This window comes from Nocardiopsis oceanisediminis, assembly GCF_048595525.1.
In the GTDB taxonomy this organism is placed as follows: domain Bacteria; phylum Actinomycetota; class Actinomycetes; order Streptosporangiales; family Streptosporangiaceae; genus Nocardiopsis_A; species Nocardiopsis_A oceanisediminis.
Genome location: NZ_JAFMZJ010000001.1, coordinates 5,011,787 through 5,035,352, shown reverse-complemented (window position 1 = coordinate 5,035,352; position 23,566 = coordinate 5,011,787). Strand labels below are relative to the sequence as shown.

Here is a 23,566-nt window from a genome sequence, read left to right as displayed (position 1 = left end):
TCAGGCGGAGGCGGCGGCGAGGCTGCGGCGGGCGGCCTCCACCACGGCGTCGGCGGTCAGCCCGAACTCCTCGTAGAGCCGCTGGTAGGGGGCGGAGGCGCCGAAGTGCTCCAGGGAGACGGCCTCGCCGGCGTCCCCGGTGAACTCGCGCCACCCCAGCTCGATCCCGGCCTCCACGGAGACGCGGGCGCGCACCCCGGCCGGCAGCACGCTCTGCCGGTACTCGGCGTCCTGGGCGCGGAACCACTCCACGCACGGCATGGAGACCACCCGGGTCGGGGTCCCCTCGGCCTCCAGGCGCTCGCGGGCGTCCAGGGCGATGGCGACCTCGCTGCCGGTGGCGATGAGGATCGCCTCCGGGGTGCCGGTGGAGGCCTCGGCCAGCACGTAGCCGCCCTTGGCGGTGCCCTCGGCGGAGCCCAGCGCGGCGCGGTCCAGCACCGGCACGTTCTGCCGGGTCAGCGCGAGCGCGGCGGGCCGGTCGGCGTTGCCGATCAGGGTGCGCCAGGCGACGGCGGTCTCGTTGGCATCGGCGGGGCGCACCACGTCCAGGCCGGGGATGGCGCGCAGCGACCAGAGGTGCTCGACCGGCTGGTGGGTCGGGCCGTCCTCGCCCAGGCCGATGGAGTCGTGCGTCCACACGTAGGTGACCGGGAGCTTCATCAGCGCGGCCAGCCGCACCGCCGGGCGCATGTAGTCGCTGAACACCAGGAAGGTGCCGCCGTAGGGGCGGGTCGGGCCGTGCAGCGCGATGCCGTTGAGGATCGAGCCCATGCCGTGCTCGCGGATGCCGAAGTGCAGCACCCGGCCGTAGCGGTCGCCGGGGAACGCCTTGCTGGCGGCGTTCTCCGGGAGGAAGGACGGCTGCCCCTTGGGCGTGGTGTTGTTGGAGCCGGCCAGGTCGGCCGAGCCGCCCCACAGCTCGGGGAGCTCGGGGGCCAGCGCGCTCAGCACCTCGCCGCTCGCCTTGCGGGTGGCCATCCCCTTGGCGTCGGCCTCGAAGACCGGAAGGGCGTCCTCCCAGCCCTCGGGGAGCTTGCCGGCCTCCAGGCGGGCGAAGAGCTCGGCGCGGTCGCCGGCGTCGGCCTGCCAGGAGGCGAACCGCTGCTGCCAGGCCTCGTGCTCGGCGCGGCCGCGCTCGGCGGCGGCGCGGGTGTGCGCGAGCAGCTCGGCGGGGACGTCGAAGCGGGCGTCGGGGTCCATGCCCAGCACCTGCTTGGTGGCGGCGACCTCCTCGGCGCCCAGCGCGGCGCCGTGGATGCCGCCGGTGCCCTGCTTGTTCGGCGACGGCCAGCCGATGACCGTGCTCAGCCGGATGAAGGACGGGCGGGAGGTCTCGGCGCGGGCGGCCTGGACCGCGGCGTGCAGCGCCTCCACGTCCTCGCGGTAGGTGCCGCCGTCGGTCCAGTCCACGGTCTGCACGTGCCAGCCGTAGGCCTCGTAGCGGGCGGCGACGTCCTCGGAGAAGGCGATCCGGGTGTCGTCCTCGATGGAGATCCGGTTGTCGTCCCAGATCAGCACGAGGTTGCCGAGCTCCTGGGTGCCGGCCAGGGCGCTGGCCTCGTGGCTCACGCCCTCCTGCACGTCGCCGTCGGAGCAGATCGCGTAGACGTGGTGGTCGAAGGGGCTCTGGCCGGGTGCGGCCTCCGGGTCGAACAGGCCGCGCTCGCGGCGGGCTGCCATCGCCATGCCGACCGCGTTGCCGATGCCCTGGCCGAGCGGGCCGGTGGTGGTCTCCACGCCGGCGGTGTGCCCGTACTCGGGGTGGCCGGGGGTGGGGCTGTCCCACTGCCGGAGGTTCTTGATGTCGTCCAGCTCCAGGCCGTATCCGGCCAGGAAGAGCTGGATGTAGAGGGTGAGGCTGCTGTGGCCGCAGGAGAGCACGAAGCGGTCCCGGCCGACCCAGTGCGGGTCGGTGGGGTCGTGCCGCATGACCTTCTGGAACAGCAGGTACGCCGCCGGCGCGAGGCTCATCGCGGTGCCGGGGTGCCCGGAGCCGGCCTCCTCGACTGCGTCCATGGCCAGTGCGCGGACCACATCGACCGAGCGGCGGTCGAGGTCCGACCACGCAAGGGAGTCGGCGGTGTCGGTGTTCACGCGGGCTCAGGGCTCCTTTCGCGCATTCGACCGGTCCCGTGCGGCGTTGGGCCGGGGCACCGTGAATGTGAGGTTGTCCATGCTCATCGGGTCGGTGCGCCGTGCGTCGGGGCGCCGGTCGGCTCCCGGGGAGAGAACACGGCAGGATTGACCAGGTACGACCCTATCGCTCGCGGAGGGGGCCGGGACTGTGCGACGCGGCACGTCGGCGCCCGCGGTCAACCGGGGGCAAAGGGCGGCGGGCCGGAGGGAAAGGGCCGCCGGTGCGCGGGCAAGCGGCCCGGCAAGAGCGGGGCCGGGCAGGCCGGCCCGGCGGCGGGCCCCGCGGGCCCGGAGCGGCCGCGGGAGGCGGGGCGCTGGGCGAGCCCCGGTCGAGGGGGCGGCGGAGGCAGTACTACAGTATGTCGTCGACGGGGTTTTACGGGCTCTTGGCCGGCTGCCGGAGATGCCCCGGATCCCGCTGTGGCGAGCAGTGCAGATCCCTATTTCTTCGAGGTACAGCGTGTCATTGTCCGTAGAGCGGGTGCCCCAGGGGGAGCGGTCCTCCGGGAGCGGCGCCGGCGAGAGCGGCGGGCCGGGGCGCCGGGCGCCCTTCGGCGCCTATGTCCGGGCCTACGTCGCGCTGTCCAAGCCCCGGGTCATCGAGCTGCTGCTGATCACCACGATCCCGGTGATGTTCGTTGCGGCCGGCGGGGTGCCGCCGCTGGGCATCGCGCTGGCCACCCTGGTCTTCGGTACCTTCTCCGCGGCCAGCGCCAACGCCATCAACTGCTACATCGACCGCGACATCGACCAGGAGATGCGCCGCACGCGGCGCCGCCCGGTGGCGATGGACCAGGTCACCCCGCGCGGGGCGATGGTCTACGGGCTGGTCCTGGCGGCGCTGTCCACCGGCGGGTTCGCGCTCTTCGTGAACTGGCTGTCGGCGGCCCTGTCGCTGTTCGCGATCCTGTTCTACATCTTCGTCTACACCATGCTGCTCAAGCGGCGCACCGCGCAGAACGTGGTGTGGGGCGGCATCGCCGGGTGCATGCCGGTGCTGATCGGCTGGGCCGCGATCACCGAGCGGCTGGACTGGGCGCCGTTCATCCTGTTCCTGGTGGTCTTCTTCTGGACCCCGCCGCACACCTGGGCGCTGGCGATGCGCTACCGGGAGGACTACGCGGCGGCGAAGGTGCCGATGCTCCCGGTGGTCGCCACCGACCAGCGGGTGCTGCTGGAGTGCGTGCTCTACAGCTGGGCCACGGTGCTCACCTCGGTGCTGCTCTGGCCGGTCGCCCAGACCACCCTGTTCTACCTGGCGGTCGCCGCGGTGCTGGGCGCGGTGCTGCTGGTGCAGGCGCACCGCCTGCTGGCGGCCAGCCGGGCCGGCGTCTCCGGGGCCAAGCTCAAGACGATGGGCTTCTTCCACCTGTCCAACGCCTACCTGGCGCTGCTGTTCACCGCGGTGACGATCGACCCGCTGCTGCGCGGCTGGCTCGGCTGACCTGGGCGGCCCTCCGGAGCCGTTACGATCTGGGGGCATGCCCGCTCTCGACAGCAAGGCCATTCTCGAAGGCCGCAAACCGGGGAGCAGGTCCTACGGCCTGCTCATCGGTATTTTCATCAGTGTCCTGTGCACCCTGGGGATGCTCGGCTACCTGCTGCTCTCCGGCCTGGTCACCGGCGGCGTCTCCGGCGTCGTCGGGTTCCTGGTCAGCCTGGTCGCCGCGGTCATCCCGGTGGCGATCCTGATCCCGCTGATCCTGATGCTGGACCGGCTGGAGCCCGAGCCCGGGTCCATGCTGCTCTTCGCGTTCCTGTGGGGCGCGGGCGTGGCGGTCGGTGCCTCGCTCGTCCTCAACACCGCAGGCATGCAGCTGGGCACGGTGCCGCTGTTCGGCACGGACGCGGGCACCTACATCAGCACCGCGGTGGGCGCCCCGGTGGTGGAGGAGAGCGCCAAGGGCCTGGTGCTGGTCCTGCTGCTGTGGCGGCGGCGCTACGAGATCGACTCCTACACCGACGGCGTCATCTACGCGGGCATGGTCGCCACCGGCTTCGCCTTCACCGAGAACGTGCTGTACTTCCTCACCTCCTACTTCGAGGAGGGGTTCTTCGGCCTGGCGTTCACCTTCGTGCTGCGCGGCCTGATCGGCCCGTTCGGCCACCCGATCTACACCGCGATGATCGGCCTGGGCGTCGCCTACGCGGCGATGCGCCGCGGCCCGATGCGGCTGGTCGCCCCGGTGGCCGGCTGGGTGGGCGCGGTGCTGCTGCACGCGCTGTGGAACGGCTCGACCATCTTCGGCTGGTACGGCCTGGGCGCCGCCTACCTGGTGCTGTTCTTCGTGCTGGTGGCGATCATCGGCGTCGCGGTGCAGGACCGCCGCCGCCAGATCGCGGCCATCTCCCACTACCTGCCGCCCTACATCCCCACCGGCCTGGTCGCACCGGCCGACATCAGGATGCTGAGCAGCATGGGCGGGCGGCGCGCCGCCCGCGCCTGGGCCTCGCGCAACGCCGGGGTGCGCGGCCGCCGGGCGATGCAGGACTACCAGCTGGCCGCCACCGAGCTGGCGCTGCTGCACCAGCGCCTGGACCGCGGCGTGGCCCGCCCACGCTGGGAGGGCCGCCGGGACGCGTTCCTGGCGCTGATGCACGTGGCCCGGGAGGCGTTCCTGGGCCGGGTGCAGGCGCCCGCGACACCGGCCTGGGCCCCCTCGGCGACCGACTCCGGCTTCCTGCGCCGCTCGGACTTCTCGCACGTCATCGCGGAGGCGCAGGCGCGCCGCGGGTTCAGCGGACCGCCTCCGCAGGCACCTCCGGGGCGGCCTCCGGGGCGCTGACCCGCTCGGCGGTGCCGAAGTAGAGCCGCAGGATCGCGATCCACACCAGCGCGGACCCGAGCACGTGCAGCACCACCAGCCACTCGGGCAGGCCGAGGAAGTACTGGACGTAGCCGACCGCGCCCTGCAGCAGCACCGTCCCGAGCAGCAGCAGGCTCTGCACCCGGGCGGTCCGCGAGCGGTCCCGCAGGGTCAGCACCGCCATGGCCAGCGCGCCGGCCAGCACCGCCCAGGCCAGCACCGAGTGCACCCGGGTCACCAGCACCAGGTCGAAGCCCCACCGGGGCGCCTCGGCGTCGCCGCCGTGCGGCCCGGTGCCGGTGACCACGGTCCCCGCGACCAGCAGCGCGAAGCCCACCGGCACCAGCGCGGTGGCCAGGGTCCGGGCGGCCGGGCCGACGGTGGGCCGCAGCACCCCCTCGGGCTCCCGGCAGCGCACGTAGTAGGCGACGGCCACCACGACCACCAGCGCGGAGAGCAGGAAGTGCGAGGCGACCGACGCCGGGTGCAGGTCGCTCCAGACGGTGATCCCGCCGACCACGGCCTGGCCCAGCACGCCCAGCGGGATGACCGTCGCCATCACCCGCAGGTCCCGGCGGCGCGGCCGGAGCCGCAGCGTCGCGATGAAGACGATGACCCCCACGGCCAGCACCAGGAAGGTCAGCGTCCGGTTGCCGAACTCGATGGCGGCGTTGAACGCCGAGTGGTCGGTGCCCACCGGGACGAAGCTGTCCTCGGTGCACTTGGGCCACTCCGAGCAGCCCAGCCCGGAGGAGGTCACCCGCACGGTGGCCCCGGTGACCGCGATCCCCGCGTTGACCACGATGTTGCCCAGCGCCCACCAGCGCAGCGACGCGGTCGTGGGCCGCCACACGGTCCGGGCGAGCAGCGCCAGCGCCACCACGCCGACCACCGCGAAGGCCACCTGCCAGGCCCACAGCGGCAGGGACAGGATCTCGATCTCTTCGGCCGCCACCGGGCCCGGACCAGCGTCGATCAGCATACGACAGAGCGTAGTAGATTCTCGGGGGCGCCTGGATCCGGGGCGCCGGGACCGTGTGGCCTGCGCCGACGGGAGAGCGGGAGGCGCCCGCCGCCGCGGCCGGGTCCGGCCGAGAGGGAACGCCCGGCGGCGCCGCGGGGGCGGACCCGGCATGACCGCAGCTCCCCAGGCCCCCGGACCCGCCCCGAGAGCTCCGCGCCTCGGACGCGGCCGTCGCGGCCTTCGTCCACGTTCCGGCGGCGTCCACCGCCGTCCTCGGCCGGCTCATGCCGGTGCACAGCGGCTACCCCGCACCGATGGCCGAGAACCTGCTCATCCGCCTTCCCGTCGCAGGCGCCGCCGCTCTGGCCTCCGGGACGTACTTCAGAGTGCGCAGCGTCCCCGCCCCCTACCGGATCGGCGCCCTGGTGGCGTTCGCGTCGGCCTTCTGCGCCGCCTTCGGCATCGACACCGGGATCTGGTCGACGGGCCGGGAACGGCTCCTCTGCCTCGCCTTCCCGGTCTCCCTGGTCTTCGCCGCACTGCTGGCCGTGGCGGGACCGCCCCGCGGCCGGCTCCGCATCTCGCCCGCCTGGACCTCGGGGACCGCCTGGGCGGTGCGCTGGCCCGGCTCATCCGGCCGGGTCGATGTTGTGGTTGCCGGAGAAGAGGTTGCCCGGGTCCCAGGCGCGCTTGGCCCTGCGCAGCCGCTCGGCGTTGACCGGGGCGTAGACGCCGAGGGCGAACGGGTCGCCGTCGGCGCGCTCGTGGAAGTTGCCGTAGGTCCCATGCCCCTTCCCGATCGCGGACCAGGCCCTCTCCAGCCGGGCGACGTCGCCGGCGCCGCTCCCCGGCGGGAGGACCCCGGTGAAGACCGCCAGCGCCTCGGCGTCCCGCCAGCCGAACGCGGTCGCGGTGGGCGCCACCCGGCCGAACGCGCCGCCGAGGGCGCGGACGGCCAGGATCGACCCGGGGGCCTGCCCGACCAGGCCGGCCAGGCCGTCGACCACCGCGTCGTCGAGCCGGAGGAAGGCGTTGCGCTCCTCCACGACGACGTCGTCGTGGCCGGCCCCGGGCGCGTCCGCCAGGGCGTGCTCCACCACGTCCTCCAGGCCGTCGGGCTCGCCCCCGTCCTCGAGCACCGAGGCGTAGGAGCGGCGCTCGAACCGGGTGCGGACGATCCCGGGCAGCTCGAGCAGGGGCGCGACGGCGGCGCGGGCCCGGTACCGGTCATCGCCGCCCCAGACGGTGAAGATCTGGCAGTTCGCCGGCGCGCCGCCTTCGGCGGGCATGGCGAAGAGGGTGGAGTTCAGCCGCTCGTCGGCGCCGCGCATGGCGTCGCGCCACCCGCGGAGCAGGGCGGCCAGGCTCTCCCGGGACGGACTGACCGCGGTCACGGTGCCGTAGTGGACGGCGGGCAGCGGGTGCGCCTGGAAGGTGAACCGGGTGACCGCGCCGAAGTTCCCGCCGCCGCCCCGCAGCGCCCAGAACAGGTCGGGGTGGTGCTCGGCGTCGGTGTGCAGCACCTCGCCGGCCGCCGTCACCACCTCGGCGGCGAGCAGGTTGTCCAGGGTCAGCCCGTGCCGGCGCACCAGCCACCCCACGCCGCCGGTGAGCGCGAGCCCGCCCACCCCGACGCTGTCGGTGTCGCCCGAGCTGAGCGCCAGCCCGTGCGGCTGCAGCGCCCGGGCGACCTGCCGCCACACGGCGCCGCCGCCGACGTCCACGCGGCCGCCGCCGCGGACCTCGACGGCGTCCAGCCGGGACAGCAGCACCAGCACCGCGCCGGGGCGGGCGGCGAACGCGCCGTGGCCGCCGCCGCGGACCGACAGGGGCAGCCCGCTCCCGGCGGCGAAGCGCACCGTCCGTGCGACGTCCGCCGCCGTCGCGGGCCGGGCGATCGCGGTCGGCGCCGCGGTGCCGCCGTCCTGGGCGGCGGCCTCGGCGAAGCCGGGCTCGCCGGGCAGCAGCACCTCGCCGTCCAGGGCGGCCCGCCACGCGGAGAGCGCGGCGGCCGGTGCGGCCGAGGGGCGGGGTTCTGCGGTCATGGTCGCCTTCCCAGGGACGTCGCCTCTCTTTGTTTGCAGTGCAAACAAGACCGGTTTGCACCGTACACTCGTCCCGGACACCGCCGCAAGCCGCCGAAGGGGGACCGCGCCGATGACACCGGAGCACCGGGAACGGCGGGCGCTGAGCGTCCCGCTGATCGTGGAGGCCGCCATCGCCCTCGCCGACGAGCAGGGCCTGGACGCCGTCTCCACCCGCAGGCTCGGCGGGCGGCTCGGCACCTCCGGAATGGCCGTCTACCGTCACGTCAGCGGCCGCGGCGAGCTGCTGGAGCTGATGGTCGACGAGGTCGCCGGCCGCTTCCCCTACCCCGAGCCCCGTCCCTCCTCCTGGCGCGAGGCGCTGGAGGCGGCGGCATGGCAGGACTGGCGCTCCTACCGTGCGCATCCGTGGCTGGTCGCGGCGGCGGCCGGCACCCGCCCGCACCTCGGCTCCAACTCGCGCGCCGCGATGGAGTGGACGCTGGCCGCACTGGACGGCTTCGGCCTCGGGTCGGCCGAGCGGCTGCACCTGCTGGGGACCGTCGCCTCCTACGGCCGGGGCCTCGCCCTGGCCTGGATGCCCGAGGGCGGGGCGCCGCCGCCCGAGCCGCCGGACATCGCCCGCCACTGGAGGGAGCGGTTCGACCCGGGCGGGGACTCCGCCGCGGACCATCCCCGGCTCGCCGCCGCAGTCGCGGAACTGACCGGCGACCGGGGCGCGCCGGGCCCCGACGCCGAGTTCGGCTTCGGCCTGGCCCGCGTCCTCGACGGCATCGCCCGGCACCTCCGAACCGCCTGAGCGGCCGGACCGCCCCGGGAGGCCGCCGGAGCCCCCGGGGCGGGGAGAGATGCCCACCCCGCGGGCAGCATTCGCCTTCGGCCCGGTACCGGGTGGCCGAGCCCATGATGAGCAGGCCGTCTGCGGGGCGCTCGCCACCTACCGGGTAGTACCCGCCGCGGCTACTTGTCGGTGTAGGTGCGTCCCACTCGGCTGTTCGGGAAGGTCACGGGGAACTGGTAGATCTCCTGCCCCTCGGATCGGTGCAGGTAGTACACGTCTTGGCGGTAGAAGTCGCACACGGCCATGTCGGCGTTGGCGTAGGGGCCGATCTGGTAGCTGCCGCCGTCCTGCTTGGAGTAGGACTCCGACCACTTCTCGCTGGTCCTGACGCTCAGCCCGTAGGAGACGGTGCTGCTGACGCTGGCGCTGATGCCTTTGAAGCCGAACCCCGCCTCGGCGGTCACGCTCATGTTCATGGTCCGGTCGATCTCCTGGGCTTTCTCCTTGGTCACGCCCCAGGTCACCGACCAGGTGCGTTGCCTGGTCTCGGTCTTCTTGAGGATGTCGAATTTATCGGACTGCCAGCGGGACCAGCGGCGGATGATGTAGTAGGGCGTGTGCTCGGCTCGCCAGTGGTCGTCCTTGCCGCCGTCCTGGGCCACCACGAACCAGGGAACGGCGACCTCGCCGCACTTCTGCGGGTCGCTGTAGAGGGGCGGCGGGTTGTAGCTCTTCAGCTTCGGGGCTTCGAACTCCGGCGGCTTGATCCGGGACAGCGCCACCACCTCCGGGAAGGCGCCGACCTCCTCCAGCTTGAACAGGTCGTCGCCCTCGCCCTTGTCGCCCAACCCGACGTAGCGCTCCCCGTCTCCCACCACCATGGCGTACTTGGCCGCGGAGGGCATCCACAGCCGGAAGCTCCCGTTGCCCGCGTCCTCCAGCTGCCAGATCGCATCGTTCCGGCTCTCGAGGTGTTCGGGAAGCAGGGCAGCGATGTCGGGGTCCACCTGGTCCCTGCCGTTATGGGTGCGGACGAGCAGTCGGCCCGGGTGGGTGGGTTCCTCCGTCCGGCGGACGTTGCTGATCATGTACTTGCTGGTGGTCGGGTCGGTGCAGAAGAAGACGTAGTGGAACGCGGTCTCTGCGGATTCGATCAGACCGCCGGTCAGGTACTTCCCGTTGGCGGGGGACAGGATGCGGTAGACCTTGCCGATCGTGGGTTCGATGTAGTCCAGGTCGGGCTCGTCGCCGCGAGCGGCGGGAACAGGCGCCTTGCTCGCGGTGGTCTGGTCGGTCATGGGCGGGTCTCAGCTCCCTTGGTGTGGGCGGAGGCTTTCGCTCGGGTGGCGCATGGTCGGCCACGAGGGACGGCGTGTTCGGTCGGCTGGGGCTTCAAACCTTGTTCGTCGGGTCTGGAATTCCAGGTCAGGGCTCATACCAGGACCAAAAAGGCGAAGTCGGCGCCGTCGTTCGCCTGGGCGCTCTCCCGCGGGGTCGGCGCTGGGCGAACCGGTAGTGCCGCCCGTGCCGCACCGGGGGTGAGGGGCCGAGCCCGGCACCGACCGAAGGGCCGTCGGAGCCGTGGCGGCCGATCCCGGGTACTGCGGTGCCGCCCGGCATGACGAGGCACCGCAGCGGGAATGCATCCGGTCTCAGCGGCCGCGGAAGCGCAGTACGCGGCAGCCGCCGGGAGGCTCGGCCATGGGGGGCTATGCGGCCCAGATCGGTCTCGTCGTGCTGCTGGTGGTGGTCAACGCCGCTCTGGCCGGGACCGAGATAGCGCTGGTCACGTTGCGCGCGGGGCAGATCGCGCGGCTGGAGGCCGGCGGGCCGGGGGGCAGGGCGGTGGCGCGGCTGGCCCGCGACCCCAACCGGTTCCTGGCCACCATCCAGATCGGCATCACCCTGGCCGGGTTCCTCGCCTCGGCGACGGCCGCGGTCACCCTGGCGCAGCCGCTGGTCGGCCCGCTCGGGTTCCTCGGCGACGCCGCCGGTCCGGTCGCGGTCGTGCTGGTCACCGTGGTGCTCACCTTCTTCACCCTGGTCTTCGGCGAGCTCGCGCCCAAGCGCATCGCCATGCAGCGGGCCGAGGCCTGGGCGGTGCTGGCCGCGCGCCCGCTGGATCTGCTGGGCGCCCTCTCCCGGCCGGTGGTGTGGCTGCTCGGCATCGCCACCGACCTGGTCGTCCGGGTGCTCGGCGGGGACCCCCGGTCCCGGGGCGAGGAGGAGATCGGCGAGGAGGAGCTGCGCGACATGGTCTCCGGGCACCGGGGCATGACGCCGACCCAGCGCACCATCATCACCGGTGCCCTGGAGCTGTCCCAGCGGCGGCTCCGGCACGTCCTGGTGCCGCGCCGGGAGGTCGACGCGGTCTCCGCCGCCACGCCCTCCCGGGAGGCGGCGCGGACCCTCGCCGAGCGCGGGCACAGCCGCGCCCCGGTGGTCCAGGGCGACGAGCTGGACGACGTGGTGGGCGTGGTGCACTGGTGCGACCTGCTGCTCAACGACGACCAGGCGGGAGCGGTGGCCCGGCCGCCGATGCTGCTCCCCGACACCCTGGGGGTGCCCGCCGCGTTCCAGCGGATGACCGCCGAGCGGCAGCAGCTGGCGGTGGTCATCGGGGAGGCCGGGGAGGTGGCCGGCATCGTCAGCCTGGAGGACCTGCTGGAGGAGATCGTCGGGGAGATCTACGACGAGACCGACTCCGACGTCCGGGGCGCCACCCGGCTGGAGGACGGCTCGATCCGGCTGCCCGGCACCTTCCCGGTGCACGACCTGCCCGACGTCGGCGTCCACCCGGAGGACCTGCCGGACGGCTCCTACGTCACGGTCGCCGGGCTGGTCATCGCGCACCTCGGGCACATCCCCGAGGCGCCCGGCGAGACCGTCGACATCGGCGGCTGGCTGGCGCTGGTCGCGGCCACCGAGGGCCGCGCCGTCACCGAGGTGATCCTCACCCCCGACGTGGCCGAGGCCGGGGAGGACGCCGCCCGCTGACCCGCCCTCCCCTCCCGCGGCGATCTTGGAGCCGCGGGGCCATCAGAGCGCTCTGACGGCCCCGCAGCTCCAAGATCGCCGGGATGGAGGCGGAGTCAGGCCGGGTCGGGGGCGCGCCGGCCGCGGGTGGCGCCGACGCTGGCCGCGACCACGCAGCCGATGGCCAGCCACTGCCACCCGGAGAGCACCTCGCCCAGCAGCGCCAGGCCGACCAGCGCGGCCGCCGCCGGCTCCAGGCTCATCAGGATGCCGAACACCCGGGTCGGCATCCGGCGCAGTGCCTGCATCTCCAGCGAGTACGGCACCACCGAGGAGAGCAGGCCCACCGCCAGGCCGATCAGCAGCAGCCGCCAGTCGAGCAGCGCCGCCCCGCCCTCGGCGACGCCGGCCGGCGCCATCGCGAAGGCGCCCACCACGCTGGCGATGGCCAGCCCGGAGGTGCCGGCGAAGCGCCGGCCGGTGGCCGCGCTGAGCAGGATGTAGGAGGCCCAGGCCGCCGCGGCGAGCAGGGCGAAGCCGACGCCGGCCGCGGTGATGTCGCCGTCGCTGCGCCCCAGCAGCACCACGCCGGTCCCGGCCAGCAGCACCCACAGCACGTCGATCCGGCGCCGCGAGCCCAGGATGGCCACGGTGAGCGGGCCGAGGAACTCGATGGTCACCGCGATGCCCAGCGGGATCCGGGCGATCGCCTGGTAGAGCGCGTAGTTCATGGTGGCCAGGGAGAGGCCGAAGGCGACCGCCACCGCCCAGTCGGCGCGCGAGTGCCCGCGCAGCACCGGCCGGGCCAGGGCGACGAGCACCACCGCGGAGGTGAGCAGCCGGAGCCAGACCACCGCGCTCGGCGGGAGCACCCCGAACAGGTTCTTCGCGATGCCGGCGCCGGCCTGCACCGACACGATGCCGACCAGCACCATCCAGGTGGGCGGGATGTTGTCGGCGATCCCGCGCAGGCGCCCGGCGGTGAACGGGTTGGAGAGGAGCGGCCGGCCCGGGTACTCGGGGCGGCCGGAGGCTGCTTCGGCGGTCACGACCGATCATCCTAGGTCTTGGGGCGCACCGCCCGCTCCCGCCGCCCCCGGTTCACCGGCGCCCCCGGGGGAATGCAGCCTTCGTCCGGAGCAGCCGGAACCCAGGAGAGGGGAGCGCATGGTCTTCCGCGTCGCATCGGAGGTGGGGCGCCTGCGGCAGGTCATCGTGCACCGCCCCGGCCTCGAACTCAAGCGGCTCACCCCGTCGAACAAGGACGCCTTCCTCTTCGACGACGTGCTGTGGGTGAAGCGGGCCCGGGAGGAGCACGACGCCTTCGCCGCCCTGCTGCGCGAGCACGGCGTCGCGGTGCACTACTTCCACGAGCTGCTCCAAGAGGTGCTGGCGGTGCCCGAGGCCCGCGCCTTCATCCTGGGCGAGGTGGTGGACGAGCGCTTCCACGGCCCGCGGGCCGCCGGCCCGCTGCGCGCCGCCCTGGACGAGATGGGCGACGAGGAGCTGCGCCGCTTCCTCATCGGCGGCATCACCAAGGCCGAGATCCTGGAGCGCTCGGCGGACCCCTCCTCGCTGTGGCTGCACTCCCTGGGGCCGGACGACTTCGTCCTCGACCCGCTGCCCAACCACCTGTTCACCCGGGACACCTCCTGCTGGCTGTACGGCGGGGTGTCGATCAACCAGATGCGCAAGAAGGCCCGGCGCCGGGAGACCATCCACTACGAGGCGGTCTACCGGTGGCACCCGATGTTCGCCGGGGCCGGGTTCGAGGTCTGGAACCGGGGCCGGGTGCACGCCCCCGCCACCATCGAAGGCGGCGACGTGATGCCGATCGGCAACGCGTCGGTGCTGGTGGGAATGGGGGAGCGGACCCGGCCGCAGGCCGTGGAGCTGCTGGCCCGGGAGATGTTCGCCCGGGGCGGCGCGGAGCGCCTGGTCTGCCTGCGGATGCCGCACGCCCGCGCGGTGATGCACCTGGACACCGTGATGACCAACGTGGACCGGGGCGTGTTCACCGCCTACGCGGGCCTGGGGCTGCTGCCGTCGTTCACCATCGAGCCCGGCGGGGACGGCGCGGAGCTCAAGGTCACCGACCACCCGCCGGAGGACATGTACCGGGTGATCGCCGAGGCCGCCGGGGTGGACCGGCTGAAGGTGCTCACCCCCACCCAGGACGTCTTCTCCTCCGAGCGCGAGCAGTGGGACGACGGCTGCAACGTCTTCGCCCTGGAGCCGGGGGTGGTGGTCGCCTATGAGCGGAACATGACCAGCAACGCCCACCTGCGGGCCAGCGGGGTCGAGGTGCTCACCATCAGCGGCGGCGAGCTGGGCCGCGGCCGCGGCGGCCCGCACTGCATGACCTGCCCTATCGAACGGGATCCGTGAGCGGCTCCGCGGGTTCGGCGGCCGGCGCCTCCCCGGGCGCGGGCCGCCCCCGGAGGGCCCGCGGCCGCCGCGCCCCGCCGACCGCCGCGACCAGCAGCAGCGCCCACGCGGCCGCCTCCAGTCCGGGCTGCACCAGGATCATCGCCAGCCCGACCTCGGTGCGCCCGCCGACCCCGGCGCCGGCCTGGGCCAGCAGCCAGGCGAACGGCAGCGCCGCCGCGCCGAGCTGCACCGCCAGCGCGGCCCACACCAGCCCGCGCCGGGCCGGCCGCCGCCGCACCAGCAGCACCGCGCCGACCGCGAACAGCACCGCGGCGGGCCCGACCGCCCGCACCACCGCAACCCAGGGAACGCCGATGAACTCCACCGGCACACCCTACGGCGACGGCTCAGGAGGCCTGCACCGAGGCGGCGACGGTGGAGGGCAGGGGGACCGGCAGGCCCTCGGCGCGGAGCCCGTCGAGGTGGAAGCCGATCGCCCCGCGCATCTCCTCGACGGCCTCGTCCACGGTGTCCCCCAGGGCCACGCAGCCGGGGAGGTCGGGGGGCACCATGCCCCGTAGCCGCCGTGGCCGCGTTCAACGAGGATCACGTACCGGTTGTTCATTCGCGCCCTTCCAGCCGCGCCAGGACCGCCGGCACCAGGATGCCGGGCCGGCCGCCGGTACGGCGGGTCTTCCGGCCGGGAGTCACTCCCAGCGGAAGAAGCGGGCCGCGAGGGCCGCGCCGGCCGCGGTCCACAGGGCCAGGACCGCGACCGGGGCCAGGGCCGGGGCGGCGCCGTCGGCGAGGACCGCGCGCAGGCCCTCGGCCAGGGCGGTGACCGGGAGGGCCTGGAGGAGCGGCTGGACCGCGTCCGGGAAGCGGTCGGTGGCGAAGACCACCCCGCCCAGGCCGAGCAGGACCACGTAGACCAGGTTGGCCGCGGCCAGGGTGGCCTCGGCGCGCAGGGTGCCCGCCATCAGCAGGGCCAGCGAGCTGAACGCCGCGGTGCCCAGCAGCACCAGCAGCAGGCAGTAGGCCAGCCCGGCCGGGTCGGCCGCGGGGCGCCAGCCGAGCAGCACCGCGGTGGCCCCGATGACCAGGAACTGCAGCGCCTCCACCGCCAGCACCGCCAGGGTCTTGGCGGCGAGCAGCCCGAACCGGGAGAGCGGGGACGCGCCGAGCCGCTTGAGCACGCCGTAGCGGCGCTCGAAGCCGGTGCCGATGGCCTGGCCGGTGAAGGCCGTGGAGAGCACCGCCAGGGCCAGCACGCCCGGGGTGAGGAAGTCGACGCGCGGCCCGGAGCCCAGGTCGAGCACGCCGGTGGTGCTGAAGCCGACCAGCAGTAGCACCGGGATGACCATGGTGAGCAGCAGCTGCTCGCCGTTGCGGAGCATGACGCGCAGCTCCATGCCGGCCTGGGCGGCGACCATCCGGTGCAGCGGGGCGGCGCCCGGCGACGGGGTGAACGGGGAGGTCCCGGCGGTTGAGGTCATGGTTCTCGCAGCTCGCGTCCGGTCAGTTCGAGGAAGACGTCTTCCAGGGTGCGGCTCTGCACGCGCAGCCCCTCGGGGTCGACGCCGTTGGCGGCGCACCAGGTGCTGACCGTGGCGACCAGCTCCGGGCCGATGCGGTCGCCGGGGCCCTCCCCGGAGACGGCGCAGGCGGTCCGCCCGCCGGCGCCCTCCGCGCGGACCTCGACCCGGGTCCCCTCGGGCAGGGCGCTGCGCAGCGCCTCGGCGTCCAGCCCGGAGCGGGCCTCGAAGCGCAGCTCCTGGCGGGCCCGGGTGAGCTCGGAGGTGCTGCCGTCGGCGACCACCCGGCCGGCGTCGATGATCACCACCCGGTCGGCCAGCCGCTCGGCCTCCTCCATGTAGTGCGTGGTCAGCAGCACGGCCACCCCGGCGTCGCGCAGCTCGGCGACCAGGTCCCAGGTGGCGTGGCGGGCCTGCGGGTCCAGCCCGGCGGTGGGCTCGTCCAGGAAGACCGCCTCGGGGCGGCCGACCACCGCCGCGGCCAGCGACAGCCGCTGCTGCTGGCCGCCGGAGAGCCGGCGGAACGGGGTGCGCGCCACCGAGGACAGGCCCAGCCGCTCCAGCAGCGACTCCGGGGCGATGGGGCGGGCGTGGAAGGAGGCCATCAGGCGCAGCCACTCGCCGGCGCGGGCGCCGGTGGGCACCCCGCCGGACTGCAGCATCACGCCGACCCGGGGCTTGAGCCGGGCGGCGTCGGCCACCGGGTCCATGCCCAGCACCCGCACCGCGCCGGCGTCGGCGCGGCGGAAGCCCTCGCAGATCTCGACCGTGCTGGTCTTGCCGGCGCCGTTCGGGCCGAGCAGCGCGGTCACCGCGCCCGCGGGCGCGGTGAACGACAGTCCGGCGACGGCGGTGGTCTCGCCGTACCTCTTGACCAGGTCGGTGACCTCGACCGCGGGTGTTCCCATGGCAGCAGAGTCTATGGGCGCCCCGCCGCGGGGCTGCACCGGCCCGGCCCGGCGGGGCGCCGCCGGGCCGGGCTCCGCGCCCGCGGTGCCCCGCCGGGCCGGGCCGGAAGCGCACCACCGGGACGTGCGGGGGCGCCGGGGCCGTCCCGAATGCCGGTCGCCCCGTATCACATGCCGAGAGAATTCGGGCCCGGCGGCGGCCCGGTGCGGAGTGACGGACCGCTCTCTGCGGGTGAAACGCCTGCAAGGTAAGGCTTGCCTGGGTGATGAATGGCATGGATCACCGTTTGCCCCACCGGAACTATTTACGCCACACTGATGTTGTGAAAAAGGTGAGCGGCGGACAGTGGGCGCGCGAGGGCGGCGCGCACGATCCCGCGCGCACTCCGGCGGTGCCCGATCTGGGCGCCGAGACCGGGACGCGCGCGCGGGTCGCCCGGCTCATCCTCGAACAGGGTCCGATCACCGCCTCCAGCCTGGGGGAACGGCTCGGGCTCACGCCGGCGGCGATCCGCCGGCACCTTGACAACCTCATGGGCGAGGGCCTCGTGGAGGCCCGCGACGCCCGGCCGATCGGGCGGCGGGGCCGCGGCCGGCCGGCCAGGGTGTTCGCGATCACCGAAGCCGGGCGCGACGCGTTCGTGCACGGCTACGACGACCTCGCCTCCAGCGCGCTCCGCTTCCTGGCGGAGCGGGCGGGACCGGAGGCGGTCACCGAGTTCGCGCGGCGCCAGGTCGCCGAACTGGAGGCCCGCTACCGGCCGCTCCTGGAGGGCGTGCCCCCTCAAGCGAGGGTGCGCAGGCTCGCCGAGGCGCTGACCAACGACGGCTACGCGGCTGCCGCGGCCGAGGCGCCCGCGCCCGGCGGCGGACAGCAGCTCTGCCAGCACCACTGCCCGGTGGGGCACGTGGCGGCCGAGTTCCCGGAGCTGTGCGAGGCGGAGGTGGAGGCCTTCGCCCGCCTGCTGGGGACCCCGGTGCGGCGGCTGGCGACCATCGCCCACGGCGACGGCGTCTGCACCACCCACGTGACACCCCGGGACATCGAGGCCGGTGGCACCGCCCAGGCCCGCCAGACCCCCGCCGACGGCGGGCGAGACCAACAGGACGTCTGAGTCCAGGAGGATCCGCGTAATGACGTCTATCGCGCACCCCGAGCTCGAAGGGCTCGGAACATACGAGTACGGCTGGGCCGACTCCGACGAGGCCGGCGCCTCCGCTCGGCGCGGCCTGAACGAAGAGGTCGTCCGCGACATCGCGACGAAGAAGTCCGAACCGGAGTGGATGGTCAACACCCGGCTCAAGGCGCTGAAGCTCTTCGACAAGAAGCCGATGCCCTCCTGGGGTGCCGACCTGTCCCGGATCGACTTCGAGAACATCAAGTACTTCGTGCGGTCCACGGAGAAGCAGGCCACCTCCTGGGAGGACCTGCCCGAGGACATCAAGAACACCTACGACAAGCTGGGCATCCCCGAGGCGGAGAAGCAGCGCCTGGTCGCCGGTGTCGCCGCGCAGTACGAGTCCGAGGTCGTCTACCACCAGATCCGCGAGGACCTGGAGGAGCAGGGCGTCCTCTTCCTCGACACCGACACCGCGCTCAAGGAGCACCCGGAGCTCTTCAAGGAGTACTTCGGCAGCGTCATCCCCTCCGGCGACAACAAGTTCGCCGCGCTCAACACCGCGGTGTGGAGCGGCGGGTCGTTCATCTACGTGCCGAAGAACGTGCACGTGGAGATCCCGCTGCAGGCCTACTTCCGGATCAACACCGAGAACATGGGCCAGTTCGAGCGGACGCTGATCATCGTCGACGAGGGCGCCTACGTGCACTACGTCGAGGGCTGCACCGCACCGATCTACAAGACCGACTCGCTGCACTCCGCGGTCGTCGAGATCATCGTCAAGAAGAACGCGCGCTGCCGCTACACGACCATCCAGAACTGGTCGAACAACGTCTACAACCTGGTCACCAAGCGCGCCGTCGCCTACGAGGGCGCCACCATGGAGTGGATCGACGGCAACATCGGCTCCCAGGTGACCATGAAGTACCCCGCGGTCTACCTGATGGGCGAGCACGCCAAGGGCGAGACGCTGTCCATCGCCTTCGCCGGCGAGGGCCAGCACCAGGACACCGGCTCCAAGATGGTGCACTGCGCCCCGAACACCTCGTCCACCATCATCTCCAAGTCGGTGGCCCGCGGCGGCGGCCGCGCCTCCTACCGGGGCCTGGTCCAGGTGCAGGAGGGCGCCGACCGCGCCAAGTCCACGGTCAAGTGCGACGCGCTGCTGATCGACACGATCAGCCGCTCGGACACCTACCCCTACAACGACATCCGCGAGGACGACACGGAGCTCGGCCACGAGGCCACCGTGTCCAAGGTCAGCGAGGACCAGCTCTTCTACCTGATGAGCCGCGGCCTGGACGAGGACGAGGCCATGGCGATGATCGTGCGCGGCTTCGTCGAGCCCATCGCGCGCGAGCTGCCGATGGAGTACGCGCTGGAACTGAACCGGCTCATCGAGCTGCAGATGGAAGGAGCGGTTGGTTAAGTTGGCCGCCAATCTCGGAATCAAGGAGCACAGCCACGGAGCGGGCGAGCTCCCGGTCTCCCGGCTCGACGTGCACGGGTCGTTCGATGTGGACGCCTTCCCCGTGCCGAACGGGCGCGAGGAGGAATGGCGGTTCACCCCGCTGCGCCGTCTGCGCGGCCTGCACGACGGCCGGGACATCAAGGACGGCAAGGTCTCCGTGGACGTGACCGCCCCCGAGGGCGTCACCCACGAGACCGCGCCCTCCGGCGACCCCCGGCTGGGCACCAGCTTCCTGCCCACCGACCGGGTCTCCGCCCTGGCCTTCCGCGACTTCGGCTCCTTCGGCGAGGCCACCGTGGTGACGGTGGCCGTCGACGCCAAGCCGGCCGACCCGGTCTTCATCAAGATCACCGGGCACGAGCACGGCGACGCCTACGGCCACGTGCTGGTCCGCGCGGGCCGGCACAGCGAGGCCACCGTCGTCCTGGAGTACGCCGGCGACGCGGTCTACGCCGACAACGTCGAGTTCATCGTCGAGGACGGCGCCCGCCTCACCGTGATCAGCCTGCAGGACTGGGACCGCGACGCGGTGCACGTCGGCCACCAGTACACCAAGGTCGGCCGGGACGCGAAGTTCAAGAGCTTCGTGGTCACCCTCGGCGGCGACCTGGTCCGGCTCTCGCCGAAGGTCGGCTACACCGGCACCGGCGGCGACGCCGAGCTGCACGGGCTGTACTTCAGCGGCGAGGGCCAGCACCACGAGCACCGCTCGCTGATCGACCACAACATCTCGCACACCCGCAGCCGCGTCGAGTACAAGGGCGCGCTCAGCGGGGAGGGCGCGCACGCGGTGTGGATCGGCGACGTGATCATCGGCGAGGGCACCGAGGGCACCGACTCCTACGAGCACAACCGGAACCTCGCGCTCACCGACGGCACCCGGGTCGACTCCGTGCCGAACCTGGAGATCTTCACCGGTGAGGTGGAGGGCGCCGGGCACGCCAGCGCCAGCGGGCGGCTCGACGACATCCACCTGTTCTACCTCCGCTCCCGGGGCATCCCCGAGGACGAGGCCCGCCGCCTGGTCATCCGCGGCTACTTCGCCGAGCTCATCAACCGGATCGAGGTCCCCGAGCTGCGGGACCGGATCATGGCCGAGGTCGAAGAGAAGCTGGCCGAGCATGAGTGACGGCGGTTTCGTGAAGGTCTGCACGCTGGGCGACGTCCCCGACGAGGGGGCGCTCGGCGTGGAGGTCGGCGATACCCCGGTCGCGGTGGTGCGCAGCGAGGGAGAGGTGTACGCGATCAGCGACATCTGCTCGCACGCCGAGGTCAACCTGTCCGAGGGGGAGGTCGAGGACGGCACCATCGAGTGCTGGCTGCACGGCTCCTGCTTCGAACTGTCCTCCGGCAAGCCGATCAACCCTCCCGCCACCCAGCCGGTACCCACCTACGCAGTCAAGATCGATGGCGATGACGTGCTCGTCTCGCTGGACACCGAGAATTCCTGAGGCCTGAATCAGATGACGAAGTTCGAAATCCGCGGGGTGCGCGCCGATGTCCTCATCGGGGCCGAAGAGCGCGAAGAGATCCTGAAGGGCGTCGACCTCACCATCAACTCCGGTGAGACGCACGCCATCATGGGGCCCAACGGCTCCGGCAAGTCCACCCTGGCCTACGCGATCGCGGGCCACCCCAAGTACGAGATCACCGCGGGCGAGGTGCTCCTCGACGGCGAGAACGTGCTGGAGATGAGCGTCGACGAGCGCGCCCGCGCCGGCCTGTTCCTGGCCATGCAGTACCCGGTCGAGGTGCCCGGCGTCTCGATGTCCAACTTCCTGCGCAGCTCGGTCACGGCGATCCGCGGCGAGGCCCCCAAGCTCCGGCAGTTCTCCAAGGAGCTCCAGGGCCACATGAAGGACCTGGCCATCGACGGCTCCTTCGCCGCCCGCGGCGTCAACGAGGGCTTCTCCGGCGGTGAGAAGAAGCGCCACGAGATCCTCCAGCTGGAGCTGCTCAAGCCGAAGATCGCCGTCCTCGACGAGACCGACTCCGGCCTCGACGTCGACGCGCTCAAGGTGGTCTCCGAGGGCATCAACCGGGCCAAGGCCACCCACGAGATGGGCGTCATGCTCATCACCCACTACACCCGCATCCTCAACTACGTGAAGCCCGACCACGTGCACGTCTTCGCCAACGGCCGGATCGCCGAGTCCGGCGGCCCGGAGCTGGCCGACGCACTGGAGAACGAGGGCTACGAGCGTTTCGTGAAGGCAGGCGCTTCGCAGTGACGGCTACCGAGCCGGGGCGGCTCGACGCCGAGGCGGTCCGGGCGGACTTCCCGATCCTCGCCCGGACCGTCCGCGACGGGCGCCCCCTGGTGTACCTGGACTCCGGTGCCACCTCGCAGAAGCCCCGCCGGGTGCTCGACGCCGAGCGGGAGTTCTACGAGCGGCACAACGCCGCCGTGCACCGGGGCGCGCACCAGCTCGCCGAGGAGGCCACCGACGCCTACGAGGCGGCGCGGGCCACCATCGCGTCGTTCATCGGCGCGGTCCCCGGCGAGGTGGTGTTCACCAAGAACGCGACCGAGGCGGTCAACCTCGTCGCCTACGCGATGGGCAACGCGGCCACCGCGGACGAGCCCTACCGCGGGTTCGCGGTGGGCCCCGGCGACGAGGTGGTCGTCACCGAGATGGAGCACCACGCCAACCTGGTGCCCTGGCAGGAGCTCTGCCGCCGGACCGGCGCGACGCTGCGCTGGTTCGGCCTCACCGAGGACGGCCGGCTCGACCTGTCCGACCTGGACGACCTGGTCAACGAGCGGACGAAGCTCGTCGCGCTCGCCCACCAGTCCAACGTGCTGGGCACGGTCAACCCGGTCCGCGAGATCGCGGAGCGGGCGCACCGGTTCGGCGCCCTGGTGCTGCTGGACGGCGCCCAGTCGGTGCCGCACATGCCGGTCGACGTCGCCGACCTCGGCGCCGACTTCCTGGTGTTCTCCGGGCACAAGATGCTCGGGCCCAACGGGATCGGCGTGCTGTGGGGCCGCGCGGAGCTGCTCGCCGCGATGCCGCCGTTCATCACCGGCGGCTCGATGATCGGCGTGGTGCACATGGAGGGCAGCACCTGGGCCGAGCCGCCGCAGCGGTTCGAGGCCGGGGTGCCGATGGCGCCGCAGGCGGTCGGGCTCGCCGCGGCCTGCGACTACCTGTCCGAACTGGGCATGGAGAACGTCGCCGCGCACGAGCACATGCTCACCGAGCACGCGATCAAGCTGCTCGGCGGGATCGACGGGGTCCGCATCGTCGGCCCCGCCGACACCGTGGACCGCGGCGGGGCGGTGTCCTTCACCGTGGAGGGCATCCACCCGCACGACGTCGGGCAGGTCCTGGACGACCAGGGCGTGGAGGTCCGGGTCGGGCACCACTGCGCCTGGCCGCTGCACCGCCGCTACCAGGTCCAGGCGACCACCCGCGCGTCGTTCTACGTGTACAACACGGTCGACGACGTGGAGGCGCTCGCCTCGGCCGTCCGGGAAGCACAGCGGTTCTTCGGCACCGCGGCGCTCTGAGAGAGGTTGACCCACCCCGATGCGCTTGGACGCGATGTACCAGGAGATCATCCTGGACCACTACCGCAACCCGCATAACAAAGGGCTGCGGGACCCGCACGAGGGCGAGGCCCACCACATCAACCCCACCTGCGGGGACGAGGTGACCCTCCGGGTGCACCTGGAGCCGTCCGGTGCCGCCCTGGACGGCGGCGCCACCGTCGCCGACGTGTCCTACGAGAGCATGGGCTGCTCCATCAGCCAGGCCAGCGCATCGGTGATGACCGATCTGCTGATCGGGCGGACGGTGGACGAGGGCATGAAGATGCTCGACTCGTTCAACGAGCTCATGCACTCCAAGGGGCAGGGCGAGCCGGACGAGGACGTGCTGGAGGATGCGGTGGCCTTCGCCGGCGTGTCCAAATACCCTGCCCGTATCAAGTGCGCCCTGCTCGCCTGGATGGCGTGGAAGGACGCGACCGTGCAGTCCCTGGAGAAGCAGTCCTCGGACGAGGAGCCCCGCCAGGCCGGGGCAGGACCGGAGGGTGTCTCATGACGGAGAACGAGACCGCGGCGCCCGCCCCCGAGCAGGGCGGCCCGGCCGTGGACGAGGCGCTGGTCGAGGAGATCAGCGAGGCGCTCAAGGACGTCATCGACCCTGAGCTCGGCGTCAACGTGGTCGACCTGGGCCTGCTCTACGGGGTCCGGGCCGACGACTCCGCCATCACTCTGGACATGACGCTGACCAGCGCCGCCTGCCCGCTGACCGACGTCATCGAGGACCAGGCGACCAGCGCCCTGGACGAGTTCGGCCGGGACGTCACGATCAACTGGGTCTGGATGCCGCCGTGGGGTCCGGACAAGATCACCGAGGACGGCCGGGACCAGCTCCGGATGCTCGGCTTCAACGTCTGAGGCCGGCCCGGGAGGAAGCGGTACCGGAGGGCCGCCGCGCCGAA

Annotated in this window: 22 protein-coding genes; 13 read left to right on the top strand and 9 right to left on the bottom strand. The window is 73.0% G+C overall.

Annotation, left to right across the window (positions count from 1 at the left end):
• Complete coding sequence (gene tkt, locus J0910_RS22025; RefSeq protein ID WP_420160443.1) at nt 1-2,097, bottom strand: transketolase; 2,097 nt, start codon at nt 2,095-2,097, stop codon at nt 1-3.
• A gap of 523 nt (nt 2,098-2,620) precedes the next feature.
• Between tkt and J0910_RS22020 the strand changes: the two genes are divergently transcribed.
• Both J0910_RS22020 and J0910_RS22015 read left to right on the top strand, forming a co-directional pair.
• Nucleotides 2,621-3,583 (top strand): heme o synthase, encoded by a 963-nt coding sequence (locus J0910_RS22020; RefSeq protein WP_420162050.1) that lies wholly within the window; start codon nt 2,621-2,623, stop codon nt 3,581-3,583.
• 37 nt (nt 3,584-3,620) lie between these two features.
• On the top strand, nt 3,621-4,925 hold the full coding sequence (locus J0910_RS22015) for a PrsW family intramembrane metalloprotease (protein ID WP_420160442.1): 1,305 nt from the start codon (nt 3,621-3,623) through the stop codon (nt 4,923-4,925).
• Here J0910_RS22015 and J0910_RS22010 read toward each other — a convergent pair.
• The gene (locus tag J0910_RS22010; RefSeq protein WP_420160441.1) at nt 4,876-5,928 is read right to left on the bottom strand and encodes a COX15/CtaA family protein; all 1,053 of its coding nucleotides are present in this window, start codon (nt 5,926-5,928) and stop codon (nt 4,876-4,878) included. The genes J0910_RS22015 and J0910_RS22010 overlap by 50 nt on opposite strands.
• Before the next feature lie 611 nt (nt 5,929-6,539).
• Nucleotides 6,540-7,955 carry an FAD-binding oxidoreductase gene (locus tag J0910_RS22005; RefSeq protein ID WP_420160440.1) on the bottom strand — a complete coding sequence of 472 codons (1,416 nt, stop codon included), beginning with the start codon at nt 7,953-7,955 and terminating at the stop codon, nt 6,540-6,542.
• A 112-nt stretch (nt 7,956-8,067) separates the two neighbouring features.
• Between J0910_RS22005 and J0910_RS22000 the strand changes: the two genes are divergently transcribed.
• Nucleotides 8,068-8,754, top strand: coding sequence for a TetR/AcrR family transcriptional regulator (locus J0910_RS22000; RefSeq protein WP_420160439.1), 687 nt, complete (start codon nt 8,068-8,070; stop codon nt 8,752-8,754).
• 161 nt (nt 8,755-8,915) lie between these two features.
• On the opposite strand, the gene J0910_RS21995 is transcribed toward J0910_RS22000, so the two are convergent.
• Entirely contained in the window at nt 8,916-10,034 is a 1,119-nt protein-coding gene (locus tag J0910_RS21995; RefSeq protein WP_420160438.1) for a hypothetical protein, read from the bottom strand.
• Nucleotides 10,035-10,437: 403 nt separating this feature from the next.
• Between J0910_RS21995 and J0910_RS21990 the strand changes: the two genes are divergently transcribed.
• Nucleotides 10,438-11,733 (top strand): hemolysin family protein, encoded by a 1,296-nt coding sequence (locus tag J0910_RS21990; protein WP_420160437.1) that lies wholly within the window; start codon nt 10,438-10,440, stop codon nt 11,731-11,733.
• A gap of 95 nt (nt 11,734-11,828) precedes the next feature.
• Here the strand turns inward: J0910_RS21990 and J0910_RS21985 are convergent, their stop codons facing one another.
• On the bottom strand, nt 11,829-12,761 hold the full coding sequence (locus J0910_RS21985; protein WP_420160436.1) for an EamA family transporter: 933 nt from the start codon (nt 12,759-12,761) through the stop codon (nt 11,829-11,831).
• 118 nt (nt 12,762-12,879) lie between these two features.
• On the opposite strand from J0910_RS21985, the gene J0910_RS21980 reads away from it, so the two are divergent.
• The gene (locus J0910_RS21980; protein WP_420160435.1) at nt 12,880-14,100 is read left to right on the top strand and encodes an arginine deiminase; all 1,221 of its coding nucleotides are present in this window, start codon (nt 12,880-12,882) and stop codon (nt 14,098-14,100) included.
• Here the strand turns inward: J0910_RS21980 and J0910_RS21975 are convergent.
• The 4 genes from J0910_RS21975 to J0910_RS21960 form a co-directional block, all read right to left on the bottom strand.
• Nucleotides 14,081-14,467, bottom strand: a complete 387-nt coding sequence (locus J0910_RS21975) for a hypothetical protein (protein ID WP_420160434.1) — start codon at nt 14,465-14,467, stop codon at nt 14,081-14,083. The two genes, J0910_RS21980 and J0910_RS21975, sit on opposite strands and share 20 nt — an antisense overlap.
• Before the next feature lie 22 nt (nt 14,468-14,489).
• The gene (locus tag J0910_RS21970; RefSeq protein WP_420160433.1) at nt 14,490-14,654 is read right to left on the bottom strand and encodes a type II toxin-antitoxin system HicB family antitoxin; all 165 of its coding nucleotides are present in this window, start codon (nt 14,652-14,654) and stop codon (nt 14,490-14,492) included.
• Nucleotides 14,655-14,789: 135 nt separating this feature from the next.
• Complete coding sequence (locus J0910_RS21965) at nt 14,790-15,578, bottom strand: ABC transporter permease (RefSeq protein WP_420160432.1); 789 nt, start codon at nt 15,576-15,578, stop codon at nt 14,790-14,792.
• On the bottom strand, nt 15,575-16,525 hold the full coding sequence (locus tag J0910_RS21960) for an ABC transporter ATP-binding protein (protein ID WP_420160431.1): 951 nt from the start codon (nt 16,523-16,525) through the stop codon (nt 15,575-15,577). The genes J0910_RS21965 and J0910_RS21960 overlap by 4 nt, the downstream gene beginning before the upstream one ends.
• A gap of 323 nt (nt 16,526-16,848) precedes the next feature.
• Here J0910_RS21960 and J0910_RS21955 point away from each other — a divergent pair, with 323 nt between their 5' ends.
• Genes J0910_RS21955 through J0910_RS21920 form a run of 8 tightly spaced genes read left to right on the top strand, consistent with a single transcriptional unit; the run spans nt 16,849 to nt 23,522 of the window.
• On the top strand, nt 16,849-17,640 hold the full coding sequence (locus J0910_RS21955; protein WP_420160430.1) for a helix-turn-helix transcriptional regulator: 792 nt from the start codon (nt 16,849-16,851) through the stop codon (nt 17,638-17,640).
• 19 nt (nt 17,641-17,659) lie between these two features.
• Nucleotides 17,660-19,072, top strand: a complete 1,413-nt coding sequence (gene sufB / locus J0910_RS21950; protein ID WP_420160429.1) for a Fe-S cluster assembly protein SufB — start codon at nt 17,660-17,662, stop codon at nt 19,070-19,072.
• Between the two features lies 1 nt (nt 19,073).
• Nucleotides 19,074-20,243, top strand: a complete 1,170-nt coding sequence (sufD, locus tag J0910_RS21945; RefSeq protein ID WP_420160428.1) for a Fe-S cluster assembly protein SufD — start codon at nt 19,074-19,076, stop codon at nt 20,241-20,243.
• Nucleotides 20,236-20,565, top strand: a complete 330-nt coding sequence (locus J0910_RS21940) for a non-heme iron oxygenase ferredoxin subunit (protein ID WP_420160427.1) — start codon at nt 20,236-20,238, stop codon at nt 20,563-20,565. The genes sufD and J0910_RS21940 overlap by 8 nt, the downstream gene beginning before the upstream one ends.
• Nucleotides 20,566-20,577: 12 nt before the next feature.
• Nucleotides 20,578-21,345, top strand: coding sequence for a Fe-S cluster assembly ATPase SufC (gene sufC, locus J0910_RS21935; RefSeq protein WP_420160426.1), 768 nt, complete (start codon nt 20,578-20,580; stop codon nt 21,343-21,345).
• A complete protein-coding gene (locus tag J0910_RS21930) occupies nt 21,342-22,628 on the top strand; it encodes a cysteine desulfurase (RefSeq protein ID WP_420160425.1) in 1,287 nt (428 codons plus the stop codon). Before sufC ends, J0910_RS21930 begins: the two co-directional genes overlap by 4 nt.
• Before the next feature lie 19 nt (nt 22,629-22,647).
• The gene (sufU, locus tag J0910_RS21925) at nt 22,648-23,163 is read left to right on the top strand and encodes a Fe-S cluster assembly sulfur transfer protein SufU (RefSeq protein WP_420160424.1); all 516 of its coding nucleotides are present in this window, start codon (nt 22,648-22,650) and stop codon (nt 23,161-23,163) included.
• Nucleotides 23,160-23,522: a metal-sulfur cluster assembly factor gene (locus J0910_RS21920; protein ID WP_420160423.1), complete on the top strand. Its 363-nt coding sequence runs from the start codon at nt 23,160-23,162 to the stop codon at nt 23,520-23,522. The genes sufU and J0910_RS21920 overlap by 4 nt, the downstream gene beginning before the upstream one ends.
• The last annotated feature ends 44 nt before the right edge of the window (nt 23,523-23,566 follow it).

Coding starts and splice junctions, on each gene's coding strand:
- J0910_RS22000 (WP_420160439.1), top strand. CDS start 8,068: ATGACACCGGAGCACCGGGAACGGCGGGCGCTGAGCGTCCCGCTGATC.
- sufU (WP_420160424.1), top strand. CDS start 22,648: ATGCGCTTGGACGCGATGTACCAGGAGATCATCCTGGACCACTACCGC.
- J0910_RS22010 (WP_420160441.1), bottom strand. CDS start 5,928: ATGCTGATCGACGCTGGTCCGGGCCCGGTGGCGGCCGAAGAGATCGAG.
- J0910_RS22005 (WP_420160440.1), bottom strand. CDS start 7,955: ATGACCGCAGAACCCCGCCCCTCGGCCGCACCGGCCGCCGCGCTCTCC.
- J0910_RS21960 (WP_420160431.1), bottom strand. CDS start 16,525: ATGGGAACACCCGCGGTCGAGGTCACCGACCTGGTCAAGAGGTACGGC.
- J0910_RS21995 (WP_420160438.1), bottom strand. CDS start 10,034: ATGACCGACCAGACCACCGCGAGCAAGGCGCCTGTTCCCGCCGCTCGC.
- J0910_RS21980 (WP_420160435.1), top strand. CDS start 12,880: ATGGTCTTCCGCGTCGCATCGGAGGTGGGGCGCCTGCGGCAGGTCATC.
- J0910_RS21990 (WP_420160437.1), top strand. CDS start 10,438: ATGGGGGGCTATGCGGCCCAGATCGGTCTCGTCGTGCTGCTGGTGGTG.
- sufC (WP_420160426.1), top strand. CDS start 20,578: ATGACGAAGTTCGAAATCCGCGGGGTGCGCGCCGATGTCCTCATCGGG.
- J0910_RS22015 (WP_420160442.1), top strand. CDS start 3,621: ATGCCCGCTCTCGACAGCAAGGCCATTCTCGAAGGCCGCAAACCGGGG.
- sufB (WP_420160429.1), top strand. CDS start 17,660: ATGACGTCTATCGCGCACCCCGAGCTCGAAGGGCTCGGAACATACGAG.
- J0910_RS21940 (WP_420160427.1), top strand. CDS start 20,236: ATGAGTGACGGCGGTTTCGTGAAGGTCTGCACGCTGGGCGACGTCCCC.
- J0910_RS21970 (WP_420160433.1), bottom strand. CDS start 14,654: ATGGTGCCCCCCGACCTCCCCGGCTGCGTGGCCCTGGGGGACACCGTG.
- J0910_RS21920 (WP_420160423.1), top strand. CDS start 23,160: ATGACGGAGAACGAGACCGCGGCGCCCGCCCCCGAGCAGGGCGGCCCG.
- J0910_RS21965 (WP_420160432.1), bottom strand. CDS start 15,578: ATGACCTCAACCGCCGGGACCTCCCCGTTCACCCCGTCGCCGGGCGCC.